The organism is Janthinobacterium sp. Bl 1 (genome assembly GCF_058215535.1).
Genome location: NZ_CM177086.1, coordinates 137,681 through 156,469 on the forward strand (window position 1 = coordinate 137,681; position 18,789 = coordinate 156,469).

An 18,789-nucleotide genomic window follows, 5' to 3' on the forward strand; every position below is an offset into this window, starting at 1 on the left:
CGGGGAGCGGCCGGGCCGCTCCCTGGTCATTCATTTGGCAATGAGCTTGGCTGGCTCAGGCGGCGACGGCTTGGACTTCCATGGCGGCGTCAGAGGCCATTTCAATCAGCGCACGCTTGTATTCGTTCGGGAAGACTTTCACGAACTTGCCGCGCGCCGCAGCCCAGTCGTCGAGCAAGACGCGGGCGCGGGTGCTGCCCGTGTGCTTGAAGTGACGCTCGATCAGGCGCTTGAGGATGACCTCGTCCGCTTCCGGCACGCCATCGCGGTGCTGCGTATGCCAGGCATCGCGGTCGACATGCTGTTCCGCTGCCGACACGACCTTGTCCAGGCTGACCATGGCCGTGTTGCACTTGCTGGCAAAGTCGCCGGCCGGGTCATACACATAGGCGATGCCGCCCGACATGCCGGCCGCGAAGTTGCGTCCCGTGTTGCCCAGCACCACCACCGTGCCGCCCGTCATGTATTCGCAGCCATGGTCGCCCAGGCCCTCGACCACCGTGGTGGCGCCCGAGTTGCGCACGGCAAAGCGTTCACCTGCCACGCCATTGAAGAAGGCTTCGCCGGCGATGGCGCCGTACAGCACCGTGTTGCCAATGATGATGTTGTCCACGGCCCAGCCGCGGAACTCGGTATTCGGCCGCACGATGATGCGCCCGCCCGACAAGCCTTTACCGACGTAATCGTTGCCTTCACCCACCAGGTCGATGGTGATGCCGTGCGCCAGGAAGGCGCAGGCCGACTGGCCCGCCGTGCCTTGCAGCTGGATGTGGATGGTGTCGTCCGGCAAGCCGGCGTGGCCGTATTTCTTCGCCACTTCGCCGGACAGCATGGTGCCCACCGTGCGGTTCAGGTTGCGTACGGGCGAGATGAACGAGACGCGCTCGCCCTTTTCCAGCGCCGCGCGCGCTTGCGCGATCAGCTTGTGGTCGAGCGCCTTTTCCAGCGCATGGTCCTGGAATTCCACGTGGCGGCAGGCTTGGCCGCTTGGTGTTTCCGGCTTGTGGAAGATGGCCGAGAAGTCCAGACCCTGCGCCTTCCAGTGCGAAATCGCCTTCGATTTATCGAGCAAGTCGACACGGCCGATCAGCTCGTCATACGTGCGGATGCCCAGCTGCGCCATCAATTGACGGGCTTCTTCGGCCACGAAGAAGAAGTAATTGACGACATACTCGGGCTTGCCCGAGAACTTGGCGCGCAGCACCGGATCTTGCGTGGCCACGCCCACCGGGCAGGTATTCAAGTGGCATTTGCGCATCATGATGCAGCCTTCGACCACCAGCGGCGCCGTGGCGAAACCGATCTCGTCGGCGCCCAGCAGCGCAGCGATGACCACGTCGCGGCCCGTTTTCATCTGGCCATCGGCCTGTACGCGAATGCGGCTGCGCAAGCCGTTCAGCACCAGCGTTTGTTGCGTTTCAGCCAGACCCAGCTCCCACGGCGTGCCCGCATGTTTCACGGACGACAGTGGCGACGCGCCCGTGCCGCCGTCATGGCCGGCAACGACGACGTGGTCGGCTTTCGCCTTGGTGACACCGGCGGCAACCGTGCCGATGCCCACTTCCGACACCAGCTTCACGGAAATCGAGGCGCGCGGGTTGGCGTTCTTCAAGTCATGGATCAGCTGCGCCAGATCTTCGATCGAATAGATATCGTGGTGCGGCGGCGGCGAAATCAGGCCCACGCCCGGCACGGAAAAGCGCAGGCTGGCGATGTATTCCGATACTTTATGGCCTGGCAACTGACCGCCTTCGCCCGGTTTCGCACCCTGTGCCATCTTGATCTGGATCTGGTCGGCCGAGTTCAGGTAGGCGGCCGTGACGCCGAAACGTCCGGACGCCACCTGCTTGATGCGCGAGCGCATGGAGTCGCCTTCCTGCAGCGGAATGTCGACAACGATCTGCTCGGCGCCCACGATGGAGGCCATGGTGTCGCCCTGGCGGATCGGGATGCCCTTCAATTCCTGCGTATAGCGGTTCGGATCTTCGCCGCCCTCGCCCGTGTTCGACTTGCCACCGATGCGGTTCATGGCCACTGCCAGGGTCGCGTGCGCTTCCGTGCTGATGGAACCGAGCGACATGGCGCCCGTGGCGAAACGCTTGACGATTTCCTTGGCCGGTTCCACTTCATCGAGCGGGATCGCCTTGGTCGGGTCGAGCTTGAACTCGAACAGGCCGCGCAAGGTCAGGTGGCGACGGCTCTGGTCGTTGATGATTTGCGCGTACTCTTTATAGCTGGAGAAATTGTTGCTGCGTGTGGAATGCTGCAGCTTGGCAATCGCGTCCGGCGTCCACATGTGGTCTTCGCCACGCACGCGGAACGCATACTCGCCGCCCGCGTCGAGCTTGTCGGACAGCACGGGATCGTTGCCGAAGGCCAGCGCGTGCAGGCGCAGCGCTTCTTCCGCCACTTCAAACACGCCGATGCCTTCCACGTTCGACGCCGTGCCCTTGAAGTATTTATCGACCAGCGACTTGTTCAAGCCGATCGCTTCGAAGATTTGCGCGCCGCAGTAGGACATGTAGGTCGAAATACCCATCTTCGACATGACCTTCATCAAACCCTTGCCGACAGCCTTGGTGTAGTTATAGATGGCTTTGTCGCCCGACAAATCGCCTGGCAAGCCGTGCGCCATGTCGGCCAGGGTTTCCATGGCCAGGTACGGGTGGACGGCTTCCGCGCCATAGCCAGCGAGCAAGGCGAAGTGGTGGGTTTCGCGGGCCGAGCCCGTTTCCACGACGAGGCCCGTGGACGCGCGCAAGCCCTTGCTCACCAGGTGCTGGTGCACGGTGGACGTGGCCAGCAGAGCAGGGATCGCCACCTGGTCGGCGCAAATGGCGCGGTCCGAGACGATCAGGATGTTGTGGCCCGATTTCACGGCATCGACGGCTTCCGCGCACAGCGAGGCCAGGCATGCTTCCACGCCTTCCTTGCCCCAGGCCAGCGGGTAGCAGATGTCCAGTTCATACGACTTGAACTTGCCGCCCGTGTGGGCGCTGATGTTGCGCAGACGGGCCATGTCGTCAAAGCCCAGCACGGGCTGCGCCACTTCCAGCCGCATCGGCGGATTGACGTTGTTGGTATCGAGCAAGTTCGGTTTCGGGCCGATGAAAGACACAAGCGACATCACCATCGCTTCGCGGATCGGGTCGATCGGCGGATTCGTCACTTGCGCGAACAACTGCTTGAAGTAGTTATACAAAGGCTTCAATTTGTTCGACATGACGGCCAGCGGCGAGTCATTGCCCATCGAGCCCGTCGCCTCTTCGCCGGCCACGGCCATTGGCGCCATGAGGAACTTCAAGTCTTCCTGCGTATAGCCGAACGCCTGCTGGCGGTCCAGCAAGGACGGCTGGGCTTTTTCGCCCTGCGCGCGGTCCAGCTTTGCCTGGCCTTCGGCCAGCTTGATCTCGTCGAGCTTGATGCGCACGGAGTTGATCCACGCTTTATACGGCTTGGCGTTGGCGTAGGTGTTTTTCAATTCCTGGTCGTCGATGATGCGGCCCGCTTCCAGGTCGATCAGGAACATTTTGCCAGGCTGCAAGCGCCATTTCTGGATGATTTTCGATTCGGGAATCGGCAGCACGCCCGATTCCGACGCCATCACCACCAGGTCGTCATCCGTGACGATGTAGCGGGCCGGGCGCAAGCCATTGCGGTCCAGGGTACCGCCGATGTGGCGGCCATCCGTGAACGCCATGGCGGCCGGGCCGTCCCACGGTTCCATCATCGCCGCGTGGTATTCGTAGAAGGCGCGGCGGTTGTCATCCATCGTCGTGTGGTTTTCCCACGCTTCCGGAATCATCATCATCATCGCCTGGGCTATCGGATAGCCGGCCATCAACAGCAGTTCGAGCGCATTGTCGAAGCACGCCGTGTCGGACTGGCCTTCATAGATCAAGGGGAACAGCTTTTGCAGGTCGTCGCCCAGCACGGCCGACTTCATCACGCCTTCGCGCGCGCGCATCCAGTTGAAGTTGCCTTTGACGGTGTTGATCTCGCCGTTGTGGGCGATCAGGCGGTACGGATGGGCCAGCGGCCATTCGGGGAAGGTATTCGTCGAGAAACGCTGGTGGACCAGGGCCAGGGCCGAGATGCAGCGCGCGTCCTGCAAGTCCTTGTAGTACACGCCCACCTGGTCGGCCAGCAGCAAGCCTTTATAGACGATGGTGCGGGCCGACATCGATGGCACGAAGAATTCTTTGCCGTGCAGCAGTTTCAAGGCCTGGATGGCGTGGCCCGACGATTTGCGGATCACATACAGTTTGCGCTCGAGCGCGTCGGTGACCATGATGTCCGGGCCGCGGCCGATGAAGATCTGGCGAATGACGGGTTCCTTGGCGCGCACGGTAGGCGACATCGGCATGTCCGTATCGATGGGCACGTTGCGCCAGCCCAGTACGACTTGTCCCTCGATGCGCACGGCGCGTTCGATTTCCTGTTCGCAAGCGATGCGCGATGCGTGTTCCTTCGGCAGGAAGACCATGCCCACGCCGTATTCGCCAGGCGGCGGCAATTCCACGCCCTGCTTGGCCATTTCTTCGCGGTAGTACTGGTCGGGAATCTGGATCAGGATGCCGGCGCCATCGCCCATCAGCGCATCGGCGCCCACGGCGCCCCGGTGATCGAGGTTTTTCAGTATCAGCAAACCCTGTTCGACGATCGAATGGGTCTTGTTGCCCTTGATATGGGCGACGAAACCGACGCCGCAGGCATCGTGTTCATTGGCTGGGTCGTACAGGCCTTGCGCTTTCATGGGCTTCTCCGCTGCATATGACTATCGAAAAACTAGAGTAGTGCAACGCAACAAAAAACTCAACCAGAACAATTAGGGTCGGAGTCGAATTAAATCTGATTCTATCGCCCTGAAAATTTAATAGGGACACAGTCGAGGCGATTTCAATAAAACGTCAGAAAGGAGTCATTTTTTGTTTTAAATGCGAATGGGTTTCAATTGACGTCCGCTTCGGCCACGATTTTGCGGGGACGGCCCCGCTTGGCAGGCAGCACTTGCCGCTGCATTTTCTGCTCCAGCGCCTGCTTGAAAACATCGGAACCCAGCGGCCAGCCCTTCAATACAGCCTCTTCCACCACTTTCACCTGGCTGCTGCCCAGGCCTTGCTCGAACAGGCGCAGATAGGCCGCCTCGCGGTCGAACGGCGTGTTGCCGAGCGCCCAGTACAGCGCGTGGTCGGTGATGACGGGGTCGGGCCGCACACCGGCATGGTGTGCATAGCTGGACCACGTATGGTCGAGTGCATGTGCCACCAGCCCCGTTTGCACAGGCACGCATTCGAGGTAGCGGCAGCAAGTGAGGAAGAAATTGTCGGGATCGATGACGGAAGTTTTGTAGCGTCCCTGCCACAACGCCCCTTCGCGTCCGTATTTTTGGTTGAAATGCGGCACGTAATAGCGTCCCAGCCACTGCATCAGCTGCCCCAGGCCCGTCGCATCGCTGGGCGTGGCCAACAAATGTAGCTGATCAGGCAATAAAACGTAGGCGTGGATGGCCACCTTGAACATTTTCGCGCCGGTTTTCAGCCAGGAGAGGAATTGCGCATAGTCGGCCGCGTCCTGGAACACGGGCTGGCGGTTGCTGCCGCGCTGGATCACGTAATGGGGCAGTGCAGGAATGATAAGGCGGGGCAAACGGGCCATGGCAAGAGTCGGTAAAGATAGGCTAAGGCCTTGATTTTACACACTTGCGAGCACAAGACGCGACTCTGACCCTGTTTTATTTGACATGCTGGAAAAAGCGCTTGACTCTGTCCCTTTTCTTGCGCCACCACTTGCGGACGGCTGCAATCGGAAATCAGGACAGGTTGAAACTGGCCGAGAGGCTGTAGCCCTCGCCATATGCGCTGCGCAGCGGCAAGTCCTGGCCCAGGCCCGTCTTGGCTTTCTTGCGCAGGCGGTAGACGAGCATGTCGACCCGGCGGCCCGCATCGGGGTCTTCTCCGCCCATGCCGGCCACGATGACGTCGCGCGGCACGGGGCGGGTGTTGATGGTGAGCAGGTGCAGGAAGTTGAATTCCTTTTCCGTCAGGGCGATGACGGCGCCCATCAGTTCCAGTTGGCGAGCGCTCACTTTCAAGGGCCACTTGCCCGGCTCGGGCACGGGATCTTGCGGGCCGACGCGACGGTCGAGCGCCTCGATGTGGGCGGCCAGTTCGGGGAATTTGATCGGCTTGGTCAGATAGTGGTCGGCGCCCAGGCGCAAGCCCAGGATGCGGCTGTCGAAGGCGACGCGCCCCGTCAGCACCAGCACGCCGATTTGCGGATACAGCTGGCGCATGCGGGGGATGACGTTGAAGCCATCCTCATCGGGCAAGCCCAGGTCCAGTACGACCACGCCAACATTGCCATGGCTCAACGCCGTCCACATCCCGCCAGCGGAGCTGGTGATATGAACTTCGTGTTCGAGCTCAACGAGAAACTCCGCCATGTCTTCGGCGTAGTCCAGATTGTCTTCGACGATCAGTATTTTCGTCATTGCAACGCCATTCTTCCATTAGTGAGCTACCGTGGGCAAACCATGCCATTCACTTCTACACCATGATGGACGGCACAATAGGTTTACGTCAAGGAATTATCACGGTTGCCTTCAGCGGAAGCAACTTTTTTCTAGTCTAGCCGGGAAGCGGCAGCCAAATCCGGAAAAGTGCCCCGCCTTCGGGCAGATTATGCCCCTGCAAACTCCCGCCATGCACCTCGACGACGGCGCGCGCCATGTACAGGCCAAGGCCAGCACCGGGATGCGTGGCATAGCTTCCTCGGCTTCCTTTTTCGAACAGTCGCGCCAGTTCTTCTTCCCGCAAGCCGGGCCCCGCATCGCGCACGCACAGCGCCACGCCGCCTTCGGGCACCAGCCTGGCCGACACGGTGATGGCGCTGCCCGGCGGGCTGAACTTGACGGCGTTGTCGAGCAGGATTTTCAGGCACAGGGCCATGCCGGGCACGTCGCAGCGCAGTTTGGCCGGCAAGTCTTCATCGAGCTCCAGCTGCACGCGGTGGCTGGCGGGTACGGTGGCGGCCGCCTGCTGCAGCAAGGCCAGCGGCGCGATGCCGTCGGCGGCCCGCTCGCGGCCGATAGCCGCCATGCGTTCGGGCGACAGATAATCGTCGATCATGGCCAGCAGGCGGTCGACGGCCGTCTGGATTTTCACGTAGCGCTTGCGCGTGGCCTCGTCCGCCTCGGTGGAAGTCGAGACGAGGCGCTGGATGGCGCCGTCGATGGTGGCCAGCGGCGTGCGGAATTCATGCGACAGCATCGAGGCGAAGCGCTTTTGCTCCTTTTCCCGTTCAGCTTCCTGCGCCTGGAGCGCGCTGACGTCGCGCACCGTGCCCACGACGGTGACGCCCCGCCCGGCCACCGCGGGCACGATGGTCGAACTGATTTCCAGCGCCAGCTGGTGGCCGTCCGCGTGCGGCAGTTCCACTTCGCGCAGCAGGGTCAGGCGGCTGGTGTCGCCATCGCGCCAGCGCTGCAGACGGGCCGGCACGTCGGCCGCCAGGCGCGCCGCATGCGCGCGCAAGGCAGGCATGTCATGGCCCGTCAGGCGCAGCGCGGCGGGGCTGATGTAGAGCAATTCCAGGGTGGTGGCGTCGAGCAGGAAAGCCGCGTCGCGCCCGTGTTCGGCCAGCAGGCGGAACTGCGCTTCGCCCGCCCGCGCGCGCAGCAGGGCGCGGCGCAACTGGACAAAACGCAGCACCATGAGGATGGCACCGGCAAGCAGCAGGAGGAAAATAGGCAGCATGCGTTATACCTGGCAAGAAAGAATCGCCAAGTATAAGCGTGCGGCAGCGTTAATCTTCCAGCGGGGCGAAAATCTGCTGCAAGTCTTCCTGCGTGAGGGCCATCTTCTGCGATTCGCCTTCGGCCAGGATCGATTGCGCCAGTTCCGATTTCTTTTGCTGCAGCAGCTGGATTTTTTCTTCCAGCGTGCCCTTCGCGATCAATTTGTAGACGAACACGGGCTTGTCCTGGCCGATGCGCCAGGCGCGATCCGTGGCCTGGTTTTCCGCCGCCGGATTCCACCACGGATCGTAGTGGATGACCGTGTCGGCCGCCGTCAGGTTCAGGCCCACGCCGCCCGCTTTCAGGCTGATCAGGAAAATCGGCACGGCGCCCTGCTGGAAGGCCGCCACTTGCGCGCCCCGGTCCTTCGTTTCGCCCGTCAACAGCGCGTACGGGATGTCGCGCGATTCGAGCTCTTCCTCGATCAATTCCAGCATGCTGGTAAATTGCGAGAAAACGAGGATCTTGCGCCCTTCGTCGAGCAAGTCTTCCACCATCTGCATCAGGTCGAGCAGCTTGGCCGAACCGGCCGACTGCTTTTTCGCCGGCAAGGATTTCACGAGACGGGGGTCACAGCACACCTGGCGCAATTTCAGCAGCGCTTCGAGGATGACGATCTGGCTGCGCGCCACGCCCTTCTTGTCGATTTCTTCGCGTACCTTTTGATCCATCGCAAGACGTACGGTTTCATACAAGTCGCGCTGCGGCCCCGTCAATTCCACCTTGCGCACCATCTCCGTCTTCGGCGGCAGCTCCTTGGCGACATTGTCCTTCGTGCGGCGCAACAAGAAAGGCTTGATGCGGCGGTTCAGCAGCATGCGGCGCAGCGGGTCGTCCTGGCGCTCGATTGGGTGGCGGAACTGGGTGTTGAACGTCTTCTCGTCGCCCAGCAAGCCCGGCAGCAGGAAGTGGAATTGCGACCACAGTTCTCCCAAGTGATTTTCCAGCGGCGTGCCGGACAAGCACAGGCGATGGCGCGCGCGCAGCAGGCCCGCGCTTTGCGCCGCCTTGCTGCGCGTATTCTTGATGTAGTGCGATTCGTCAAGGATGACCAGGTGGAAATCGTGCTCGCGCAAGGTTTCCTCGTCGCGCGGCAACAGCGCGTAGGTCGTCAGCACCAGGTCGCATTGATCGATCTGGTCGAATTGCTGAGCGCGATCCTTGCCTTGCAGCAGCAGCACTTTCAGCGAAGGCGCGAACTTGGCCGCCTCGTCCTGCCAGTTGCCCATCAAACTCGTCGGTGCAATCACCAGGGCCGGATGCGTGAGACGGCCCGCTTCCTTTTCCACCAGGATATGCGCCAGGGTTTGCACGGTTTTACCTAAGCCCATGTCATCGGCCAGGATGCCCGCCAGGTCATGGTCGCGCAGGAATTGCATCCACGCCAGGCCATCGGCCTGGTAGTCGCGCAAGGTCGCCTGCAAGCCGGCTGGCGCCGCCACTTTTTGCACGGAACCGAACTGGCTCAGCTTGCGGCCCATGGCGCGCAATTGCTCGCCACCCGTCCATTGCATCTCCAGGCCCCGCGCCAGCTCTTCCAGGCGCGCCGCGTCCAGGGTCGACATGCGCACGGCATGTTTGATCTTGTCGCTGAAATACAGTTCGCCCAGGGTGTTCAGGATGGGGCGTACACGGCCCCACGGCAGGGCCACGCGCGTGCCGTCCGGCAAGGTTGCCAGCATCTGGTCATCGTCCGCGTGCGCTTCGATGACTTTCGGATTGAAATCGTTGGGCGCGTTGCGGATCAGCTGCACCAGCACGGGCAGTAGCGGCACGCGCTCGTGGTTGACGACGATGCCCAGTTCCAGCTCGAACCAGGCGTTGCCGCTGTCCGGGTCCTGGTCGTCGATTTCCGCGTACCAGTCGCCCACGTCGCTCACGTCGTAGCGGTACTTGGCCGTCTTTTCCACGATCCAGCCCTGCTCCAGCAAGGCGTCGATGCCGGACTCGGCAAAACGCAGCCATTCCGCCTGGGACGGCAGTTGCAAGGCACCCTTCAAGCCGCTCAAGGGGGCCGAGCCCGGCTTCTTGAATTGCAGCTCGGCCAGGGTGGCCAGCGCGCGCGCTTCGTCGACCGTGTTTCTCTGGATGATTTCCGTCACGTCGCCCACTTGCCGCACCACGCGCTGCGACGGGTCGAACGAGACGCGCTCGCCATCGTAGTCGTAGGACAGCACGGCAAAATCGCTCCAGCGCTGGATGCTGCCATCGGCCAGCATGGCGCTATCGAGCAGCAGGACCGGTTGCGCCGGCACGTCCTTGCGCAAGCGCTGCGGCAACGGCTGCGGCAGCGGCATCAAATGCTGCAAGCCCTGCGCCAGCAGCAGTTGCGACACGCGCACCTTGTCGTTCGCGTTCAGAGGCGGCGCCTGCGCCACGAGCGCCTGCAAGTCGGCCAGGGAAATGTCGGAGCCGCCCTGGTTCAGTTCCAGCACGCCGCACGACAGATTGTCGATGTACCACGGCGGATCGGTAGGCAGCATGTAGTCGATCTGGTCGGCACCATGGTGCTTCGCGCCTTCCGGCGGGTCCACTTGCCAGCCCAGGCGCATGGTCTTGCCCTCGTCGCGCCAGAACAGGCGGGCGGGACGCACGGGACCTTCCTTCAACGGGTACACGAGGCCATTGCCGACATCGGCCCAGGAATTGGCCCACAACAGTTTATCCTGCTCGGCCAGCATTTTCAGCAGGGCCGCGCCCACCTTGCCCTTCGGCTCCGTGGCGCTGCCCGTCTGCGAATTCTGTCCGCTGCGCATGGCCACGAAGAAACGCACGAGGTCTTCATCGGCCGGCGTCAGGAATGTGGGAGGAGCAGACAGCAGCGAGAAGATTTCGCTGATGGGCGACGCCGCCGCCACGTCGCCATTCGGCCGCAGCCGCGCCTTGTACAGGCACAGGGCCACGTGGCGGCCACCGCTGGTGGGCGCCAGCACGTAGATCAATCGATGCTGGTTGAGTTTGGGATCAGGCTCGGCAATCGTCAGCACGGCCTTCGGATGGGCGGCAGCCTCCACCCGCTGCAGCCAGGTGGCGACGGCATACGGCAAAGGCGCTCCCGGCGCGCTGGCCGGGGCAACTGGGGTTTCACTGGTTTCGTCGCGGGTAAAATCCATGGGGCGCATTTTTGTGTAAAGGTCGTATCCAAATCGGCAACAGGCAATATTATCCGCCATACAGCCGTTGCTGGCTTGATTCACACACGCTCTTTGAGCAGTTTTAATGCGCGATGCCTAAAAAATAAGTATTTAATACGACACTTGAGGCCCGCAGACGGCAAAAATGGCCCGTCGCGGGCCATTTTTCCTCCACTGGACGGCTTATCAGGCCGGCACAGTTTCTTCTTCTGCCACGCTGGCGGCCTCGACTACCGGTGCCGTGCTTGTATCGGCCGGCGTAAAGTTGCGCAAAAACAAGAAGAACTGGCCCATCATCTGCGTCCACAGTTGCAGATTGATATTCAGGTAGTCCTTGCTGACGCCACCGGCGACCAGCACATCCATTTCCAGCACGACGAAATCGCCATGCTGGGCCACGCGGGCGAAACGCTTGCTGCGGTGCCATTCGGCCAGCAAGCCGGCCGGCAAGTCGCCGCCTTGGACGCGCAGCGGGCAGCTCAGGGTCAGATCGGCGTACTGTCCAGGCGCGGCTTCATTGCCCCACAGCACCTGGAAGCCGATGCCATGGCTGGCACTGTGTAGGCGCACGACGCCGTCGTGTTCGATGCTGGTCACGGCGCAGCCGGCCGCCTTGATGGCCTCGGCCGTTTGTTCCGCATTCAGGGTGGTCAGCAAATTGGTATTCGTGTTTTCCATCGTCATTCCATTCATTTCAAAAAATTATTGGGGGGCCGGCGTTTCTGTTTGGCGTGCATCAAAGCGGCCCTGGTACAGCTGGTCGCCGTACTGCTGCGCGATTTGCTCGAGTTTCACTCTGCTTTGCGCGGCGAACGGCTGGCGCGCCTTCATGACGTCCAGCACGCCGAGACCTTCATACGCTTGCAGGATGTCCTGCCCGGCCGCATACAGCTGGGCATTCTTGCTTTCGCAGCGTGCCAGGGCACCGCGCTGCGCCGTCACTTCGCCGTCGAGACGCGCACGCTCCGCTTCCAGCCGCTTGCCCGTGGCAGTCAATTGCTCGCTGGCCTGGCGGTACTGCGCCAGGCTGGCGGCTGCCTCTTGCGCGGCGGCCGTGCTGCGCTGTTGCTGCTCGCCCAGCTTTTCCCGCTGCGCGCGCTCGTGCGCCAGTTGCGACTGGCTGCGCGCCAGCTCCTTTTTCAAGCCATCGCTGGCAGGTTCGGCCGCAACGGGCACCGCCTTCGCGGCAGGCACGCCCTTGGCTTTCAGCACTTCCAGTTCGCCGCGCGTCTGCTGCAATTGCGCCGTCACGTTACGCAACTCGGCCCGCAAGCGCTCTTCCATGCTTTGCCCCTTTTGCGCCTGCGCCTGGGCCGTGCCGGTAGCCAGCAAGCTCAGTAACAGCAAAGGCAGGCGCATTTTGTTGGATATCAACATCATGGCTCCTTAGAAACGCGCGTTCAGTTCGATTTGCAGGGTGTCGATCGACAGTGCCGAACCGAACACTTCGCGACTCGACGTCCAGCGGCCGTTCAGCCAGGTATTCTTGTCGAGCGCATACGCGCCGCCCAGGTAGTAGCCGCGCGCATTCGTGCCGCCCAGGTGGAAAGTCGAATCGTTGTAGGCGTCAGGCAAGGCGTCCGGTTCGATGCGCTTGTAGCCCAGTAAGACGTTCCAGTCGCCGCGCGCGGCCGGGCTGGCCTTGCCCAAGGTCGCTTGCAGCATGTAGGCATTGCCGCCGCTCTTGAAATCGGCTTGCGAGACGCCGCCCGTGCCGCCGAAATTGTTCATGATGCCGCCCTTGGCGCGCGCCCACATCTCGTTCTTGTCGTAGGCCATGTTGCGCACATAATCGCCTTCGATGCGCAAGTCCGTGCCGCCGGCCACCTTGCTATCCCAGCGCGCATTCAGGTTGGCCAGGCGGAATTTCGACGCCAGGCCCACGAATTGCGGCTGCGGCGTATTGGCCGGGTCCAGCGGGTTCAGGGCGATATTGCGCAGCAGCATCAAGCTATTGCCTTTTTGCATGCTCGACGGACGCGACCAGTCCGTGCTGCAGCCATCGGCGCCCGCGTACAACGCGCACGGCTGCGAATATTCTCCGCTGATGTTGCGGAAGTTGTAGTAGGCCAAGGCGCCGCGCAGCTGATGGTCGCTATTGATCTTCCACGACGCGCCCACTTGCGCGCCCAGCAGCCATTTGTTTTCGCTGGACATTTTTGCCTGGCTGCGGCTAGGCGCATTGTCGGACGAATACTCGAGCGGAATCAGGCCCAGGGTACCGAAGACGGTGACGTCCTTGCTCTCGCCGACCGGCTGCTGCACCTTGGCGGCGATGCCGTCGAAATTGAGTTCGCTGGAAAACAGTTCGTCGCCGGACACAAACGGATTGTCGAAGCGGCCCGCCGTCAGTTTCAGCCAGGAAGCGGGCTGGTACGACAGCCAGGCCTGGTCCAGCCAGATGTTTTTCTTGCCCAGGCCGCCACCGAGGGTTTGCGTGGTGGACACGGGGCTGTCGTCGTTGCCGCTGGCCAGGCGGATGCCTGCCTGGGTGGTGTCGGAAATATCGGCCAGGATGCCCAGGCGGGCACGCGCGCGCAGCAAGTGCTTGCGGTCTTCACGCGTGTTCAGCAACGCCGGCAGGGCCAGGTTGGTGTTCGAATTGACGTCGTAGCCGCTGCCGCTGTTGAGCGAGCGCCAGTCGATCTCGATATTGCTGTTGGCCATGTCGTAGTAGCGCGATTCGTAGCGCGCACGCACGTCGCCCTCCAGGCGGATGCGCTTGGTCCAGGCCGGCGTTTCATTCGGCGCCGCCCAGCCGCCCGCTTTTGCCTCGGCCATGACCTGGCCCTTGATTTCGTCACGGATCTGTTCGCGCACGGTTTGCGAAATATACGGCACGCGCACGTCGCCCGGCTGCACTTGCGCCAGGGCGGCCGGCGCGGCGGCCGGACGGGCTTGCGCTTGTGCCAGCGCTTCGCTCTGCGCCTGCGCCAGCAGCGCTTCGCCGGCATCCTTGTTCAGGGCGCCGCTCTGGATCAGGCCGCGGATCAGCTTGACCATGGTGCTGTCGGCCGGTGCCGTCTGGGCTTGTACCGCGCCCGCCGCCACACTCAGGGCCAGGGCAGCCAGCGCCAGCGGAAGGCGGCGCGCACGCTGTGGGGAAGAAAATAAGGAATTCATCGCTTCTTTCGGTAAATGAGGAATTAGTTCATGCGCTTACGGGCGCCGACCTTTAATGGAAACGCGGGCCGGGAACCGCAGGGATGCCGGTGGCCGCTCATCGGCGCGGAAATCGCGCACCATGGCCAGTACCTGCTCATCCGTCTGCACATTGCCCGTGCCTTGCACCAGCTGCACTTTCGTCGTCTTGCCCTCCGTATCGAGCCACAGGTCGACGCGGATGTCGCTAAACGCCAGCTGGCGCGTGCGCGGGTCGCGGGCAAAGGCGAGCTGCAGCGCGTTGGCGACATAGCGGCCATACGATCCCGCGCCGAGTCCGCCGCCACCGCCGCCGCCCGTCATGCCGCCGCCGCGTCCAGCCTGGATGCCGAAAGCGTCGCTGCCAGCCTGCGCCGCGCCATCGATGGTGACGGGGTCGCCCTTGTCCGGCGACGGGCTTTCCGGCGCATCATCCATGGGCTTGTCGGCCGGCGTCGGTTCCGGCTCCGACACTTCCGGCACCACCTTGTCCGGTGTCGGTTCCGGCAGTTTTTCCGGTTCCGGCGGCGGTGGTGGCGGAGGGGGCAGCATCAGCATCGGCGGGGCCGCCACTTCGCGCTTGGTGGCGGCCGTATCCGACAGCAAATACCAGACCAGCGCGGCCAGCGCGCCGGCCAGCAGTACGCCGCCGGCCACGCCGCCCCAGCGGCGCCACCACTGCGCCGCACCCGACGATTCCGGGCCGGCCATCTTCATCATGTCGTCACGCTTCACCTTGCGCTCCTCATGCCGGCTTGCCGGTCACCAGGCCAACCTTGTTCAGGTCGATGCGGCGCAGCAAATCGAGCACTTCGACCACTTTCGCGTATTGCACGGCGGCGTCGCCGCGCACGATCACGGGGAAGTCGGGCGTCAGGGCCTTTTCCGTGCGCAAGCGCTCTTCCAGCTCGGGCAGGGTGACGGGATAGGCGTCGAGGAAGACCTGGCCCGCGTTGTCGATGGTGACGGCCTTGGTCTTCGGTTTTTCCAGCGCCGTGGCCGAGCTGGCCTTGGGCAGGTCGACCTTGATGCCGGGAATGCTGGCGTTGCTGGTCAAAATGAAGATCACCAGCACCACCAGCAGCACGTCGACGAAGGGCGTGATGTTGATGCCGCCGCTACGCTTGCGGGGGGTAAACTTGGCGGAGGTGGCCATGGTTATGCGCCCCTCACGCCTGCTGCAGCACGGGACGCATCTGGCGTCCGTCGCCCTGCTCTTCAGCCAGGCGCGTGGCGAACTCATCGACGAAGACGGCCATGTCGGCAACGATAGCGTCCGAACGCGAGGACAGCCAGTTGTAGCCGAACAGGGCGGGAATGGCCACGCCCAGACCAGCGGCCGTACACAGCAGCGCTGCCGCCATGCCCGGCGCCACCGAGTTGATGTCCACGGCGCCGGCCATGGCCGCCACGACGAACACCAGCATGATGCCGATCACGGTGCCGAACAGGCCGACGTACGGCGCGCCTTCGATGGTGGTCGACAGCCAGATCATGCGTTTGGACATGCGTTCGCTTTCGCGCACCATCACGCCATCCATGGCGGCGCGGATGGCGCCGATGGTCGCGTTCGAGACGGCGTTCAAGTCGTAGCCGCGGTCATGGCGGCGGCGCATCTCGTCGATGGCCACGTCATACAGACGCCACAGCGAGGAATCCGTCTTCACGGAAGCACTGAGCTTGCCGTTGCGCGACAGGTGGTCCAGCGGTGCGCCGGCAGCCTCGTGGAACGACTGCATGAATTGCGCATTGGCGCGCGAGATGGCGCCATAGCTGCGGCCCTTGCCGATCATGATGATCCATGACAAGACCATCATCAGGCCCAGCACGCCGACGACGATCCACGCGTCGAGCGGCATGGCGGCGATGATGAAGCCGAAATGGCTCTTGCCCGCTTGCTGTTCGTCTGCGCCAAACACGGCCAGGCGCGATTCGGAACCTTGCGAGACGGCGTCGGCCAGCAGCAGGGCGTCGGGACGGGCCGTACGCGACAGGCGCAGCTCGTCGATGGCGCCCGTGAAGTTGTTCAGGGTGGAGGCACCGGAAGCGACCGGCGGCGCATCGGCGCCGACCGAGGCGGCCGTGCTGAACGCTGGCAGCGCGGTGGCCAGCGACACGGCCGGGCGGCCGCCCACGTACAAGGCCACGTTGGCTTTGTCGGCCTTGACAGCCAGGTGCGACCATTGCGCGGCCTGGATAGGCTGGCCCGGCTTGCTGCGCTGGCCATTCACCTGCACGAAGGGCACGCCCTGGTCTATGCCGATCAGCAATTCATTGGCGCCGTCGCGGCGTGCATACAGCACTTGCTGCGCGCCCAGGCTGTCAGGACGCACCCAGGCGGAAAACGTGAACGGCGCACCGGCGGCCAGCGCCAGCGATGGCGAGGCGGGCAGCATCAACGGCGTGGTGCCCAGGCGGGCGCCGGCACCGATGACGGAACCGTCGAGCGACGGCACGGCCGTCTGCGCATGGTTGCCGTAGGCGGTGCTGTCGCGCGAGGGGACGCCAGGCTCGGTGAAGTGGTACACGAGGCTGTAGTCGGGGTCGAAAGTGCGCTGGCCATTGCCGGAAGCGGGCGCCTTCGGATTGCCGTAGTACATCCACAACTGCTGCGGCGTACCGGCCGTCAGGGCCGGCACGTCGACCCAGATCAGGGCGATGCCCAGCAGCGGATTGAATTGCTCGATCTGGTGGTTCAGCACCGTTTTATCGTCGCCCGCCACGAAGCGCAGGTCGGCGCCGTTGTCGCTGACGCCTTCGAAGTTGAAGTTACCCGAATGCAAGCGCAGCAGCACGGGAATGCGGCCGGGATCGCCGCCCACGGCGCCCGCCTTCGGGCCGGCGTCGACGGTGACGGGTTTGCGGTAAGCCCAGTCGGGCTGCCACCAGGCATGCGCCAGGCCGGGAACGAGCGTGCCCAGGATCGTGAGCAGGAAAAAAAGACGTTGCATGACAGTGATTCTCCGAAGAAAAGTCCAAAAAAGTGCAGTGCTGGTGAGCTGGCCCGTCAGTAGCTGGCCGACAGGTTGAAATTGATGCGGCGCACGTGCTTGTGCGTGCGCGGGCCATCGCGCAGCGGGTAGGCGAAATCGATGCGGCCATTCAGGTAGCGCAGGAACTGGAAGCTGCTGCCCACGCCCACCGAGGCCAGGCCGAACAGGTCTTTCTGTTCCGGCAGCGGGTCGCGCAGACGCAGGCGCGCCCCATCGGCAAAGGCAAACAGACGCCAGTTTTCCAGGCGGCTGAAGTACGTCAGCTGGGGCGTGCGCCACTCGACGGTGCCGGAGACGCCGTAGTCGCCCGTCGCTTCGGCCGACAGGTAGCCGCGCACGGAATTGGCGCCGCCGGCGGCCATCTGCTCGCCCGACACGAGCGCCGCGTCAGCCAGCTGGCCCGCCAGCTTGCCGTACAGCTGCGCGCCGCTACCCAGGGTAGTGGTGGCGTTGGCGTCGCCCTTCAGCACGAGGAAGCTGGGCGAAGCCTTGTAGCGCTTGTTGTCATAAGCGGCGCTGTTGCTGCCATAGCCGAACGCGGCGCGCGTGCCGGCCACCAGCGACAGGCCCAGGCCATACGTCGCCGTCTCCGTCTGTGCAAAGCCGTTGTAGGCCACGCTGAACGGCACATACTTCAGGGGAACACTGGAGCCGGCGCCATTCAGCTGCAGCGCTTCCTGGTTATCCTTGAAATCGATGCCGCCGCTAAAGCTGTGCCACCAGATGCCGCTGTTGGGCACCGTGTAATTGAGCTTCATGCCCAGCGCATGGCCCTTGCCCAGCACGCTGGTGCCGCCCGTGCTGGCCACGTTGCTGTTCGACTGGTAGCCGGTCGCTTCCACGCTCCAGCCCTGCGTGCCGATCGGCGCCACGTACGAGGCCGACCACACCTTGGTCTGGTTCAGGTCGCCCGGCGTGCCGAAAAAGCTGATGGTGGCGCTATGCCCCATCTGCCACAGGTTGTCGTGGCCGAGCGAGATGCTGCTGCGCAGCTTCTTGGTATCGGCGCTGTAATCGTTGTTCAAGCCGACGCTGGCGCGCCACGGGCTGCTGTCCTCGACTTTCAAGTCCACGTCCATGGTGCCGGGCAGGCTGCCCTGCTTGACCAAGGGCATCACCTGGCGCTTGGGCCCCCGGTTCAGGGCCGTCAATTCCACTTGCGCCTGGGTAAAATCGGGCACCTTGCCTTCCGTCAGGGCCGGCACTTGCTGGCGCACGTCGAGCGGCGAGTTGTATTGCGCACCGACCACGCGCAAGCGCCCCACCTTCGTTTCGCTCACCTGCAGTACCACCACGCCCTGCTCCACCTGCTGCTCGGGCAAGTCCACGTAGACGGACTGATAGCCGCGGGCTTGATATGCCGCAACGAGGGCGTCGCGCGCCCCTTCCACGTCCTTCAGGGTGCGGCCCGGCCCCAAGAAGGGCGTGACCGCTTCTTCGATGGCACGCGCGTCGAGCACGGTATTGCCGCGCACCAGGTATTCCTCGATCGTCACCTGCCGTTCCGGCACGGCCACGGGGGCGGCGGCCGGCACAGCGTCCTGCGCGCGCGCCATGCCGGGCAGCGCCAGCATGGCCAGGCACAGCATCGTCAAGGCCCTTGCAGGCGCCGCGGCGGCACGCCCCTTGCCCTTGGTTGTCATTTCACGCATCTTCCATTCACCTTAAAATCAAACGGTTGCCCTGTGTTGCGGCGCTGGGCCGGCGTTTTTTCTGTTAATGC

The 18,789-nt window shown here is 63.4% G+C and carries 12 protein-coding genes; all 12 read right to left on the reverse strand.

The features are described 5' to 3' along the window. Positions 1-55: 55 nt before the first annotated feature. Complete coding sequence (locus AC4BCN_RS00620) at positions 56-4,756, reverse strand: glutamate synthase-related protein (protein ID WP_490492327.1); 4,701 nt, start codon at positions 4,754-4,756, stop codon at positions 56-58. A gap of 194 nt (positions 4,757-4,950) precedes the next feature. Continuing rightward, complete coding sequence (locus AC4BCN_RS00625; protein ID WP_490492328.1) at positions 4,951-5,658, reverse strand: transposase; 708 nt, start codon at positions 5,656-5,658, stop codon at positions 4,951-4,953. A gap of 154 nt (positions 5,659-5,812) precedes the next feature. Further along, a complete protein-coding gene (locus AC4BCN_RS00630) occupies positions 5,813-6,493 on the reverse strand; it encodes a response regulator transcription factor (protein ID WP_490492329.1) in 681 nt (226 codons plus the stop codon). A gap of 136 nt (positions 6,494-6,629) precedes the next feature. Continuing rightward, positions 6,630-7,757, reverse strand: coding sequence for a PAS domain-containing sensor histidine kinase (locus AC4BCN_RS00635; protein ID WP_490492330.1), 1,128 nt, complete (start codon positions 7,755-7,757; stop codon positions 6,630-6,632). Positions 7,758-7,806: 49 nt separating this feature from the next. Then, positions 7,807-10,911 (reverse strand): DEAD/DEAH box helicase, encoded by a 3,105-nt coding sequence (locus AC4BCN_RS00640; RefSeq protein ID WP_070303719.1) that lies wholly within the window; start codon positions 10,909-10,911, stop codon positions 7,807-7,809. Positions 10,912-11,118: 207 nt separating this feature from the next. Further along, positions 11,119-11,610, reverse strand: a complete 492-nt coding sequence (locus AC4BCN_RS00645) for a YbjN domain-containing protein (protein ID WP_223279040.1) — start codon at positions 11,608-11,610, stop codon at positions 11,119-11,121. A 24-nt stretch (positions 11,611-11,634) separates the two neighbouring features. Then, entirely contained in the window at positions 11,635-12,309 is a 675-nt protein-coding gene (locus AC4BCN_RS00650) for a hypothetical protein (RefSeq protein WP_490492331.1), read from the reverse strand. A 9-nt stretch (positions 12,310-12,318) separates the two neighbouring features. Further along, on the reverse strand, positions 12,319-14,055 hold the full coding sequence (locus tag AC4BCN_RS00655) for a putative porin (RefSeq protein ID WP_490492332.1): 1,737 nt from the start codon (positions 14,053-14,055) through the stop codon (positions 12,319-12,321). Positions 14,056-14,091: 36 nt separating this feature from the next. Next, positions 14,092-14,808 (reverse strand): energy transducer TonB family protein, encoded by a 717-nt coding sequence (locus AC4BCN_RS00660; protein ID WP_490492333.1) that lies wholly within the window; start codon positions 14,806-14,808, stop codon positions 14,092-14,094. 10 nt (positions 14,809-14,818) lie between these two features. Next, positions 14,819-15,229: an ExbD/TolR family protein gene (locus AC4BCN_RS00665; protein WP_490492334.1), complete on the reverse strand. Its 411-nt coding sequence runs from the start codon at positions 15,227-15,229 to the stop codon at positions 14,819-14,821. A gap of 13 nt (positions 15,230-15,242) precedes the next feature. Then, positions 15,243-17,024, reverse strand: a complete 1,782-nt coding sequence (locus tag AC4BCN_RS00670) for a DUF2341 domain-containing protein (RefSeq protein WP_490492335.1) — start codon at positions 17,022-17,024, stop codon at positions 15,243-15,245. A 56-nt stretch (positions 17,025-17,080) separates the two neighbouring features. Beyond that, complete coding sequence (locus AC4BCN_RS00675) at positions 17,081-18,718, reverse strand: ShlB/FhaC/HecB family hemolysin secretion/activation protein (protein WP_490492336.1); 1,638 nt, start codon at positions 18,716-18,718, stop codon at positions 17,081-17,083. Positions 18,719-18,789 lie beyond the last annotated feature (71 nt).

Coding starts and splice junctions, on each gene's coding strand:
- AC4BCN_RS00635 (WP_490492330.1), bottom strand. CDS start 7,757: ATGCTGCCTATTTTCCTCCTGCTGCTTGCCGGTGCCATCCTCATGGTG.
- AC4BCN_RS00665 (WP_490492334.1), bottom strand. CDS start 15,229: ATGGCCACCTCCGCCAAGTTTACCCCCCGCAAGCGTAGCGGCGGCATC.
- AC4BCN_RS00655 (WP_490492332.1), bottom strand. CDS start 14,055: ATGAATTCCTTATTTTCTTCCCCACAGCGTGCGCGCCGCCTTCCGCTG.
- AC4BCN_RS00640 (WP_070303719.1), bottom strand. CDS start 10,911: ATGGATTTTACCCGCGACGAAACCAGTGAAACCCCAGTTGCCCCGGCC.
- AC4BCN_RS00670 (WP_490492335.1), bottom strand. CDS start 17,024: ATGCAACGTCTTTTTTTCCTGCTCACGATCCTGGGCACGCTCGTTCCC.
- AC4BCN_RS00625 (WP_490492328.1), bottom strand. CDS start 5,658: ATGGCCCGTTTGCCCCGCCTTATCATTCCTGCACTGCCCCATTACGTG.
- AC4BCN_RS00650 (WP_490492331.1), bottom strand. CDS start 12,309: ATGTTGATATCCAACAAAATGCGCCTGCCTTTGCTGTTACTGAGCTTG.
- AC4BCN_RS00630 (WP_490492329.1), bottom strand. CDS start 6,493: ATGACGAAAATACTGATCGTCGAAGACAATCTGGACTACGCCGAAGAC.
- AC4BCN_RS00645 (WP_223279040.1), bottom strand. CDS start 11,610: ATGGAAAACACGAATACCAATTTGCTGACCACCCTGAATGCGGAACAA.
- AC4BCN_RS00675 (WP_490492336.1), bottom strand. CDS start 18,718: ATGCGTGAAATGACAACCAAGGGCAAGGGGCGTGCCGCCGCGGCGCCT.
- AC4BCN_RS00620 (WP_490492327.1), bottom strand. CDS start 4,756: ATGAAAGCGCAAGGCCTGTACGACCCAGCCAATGAACACGATGCCTGC.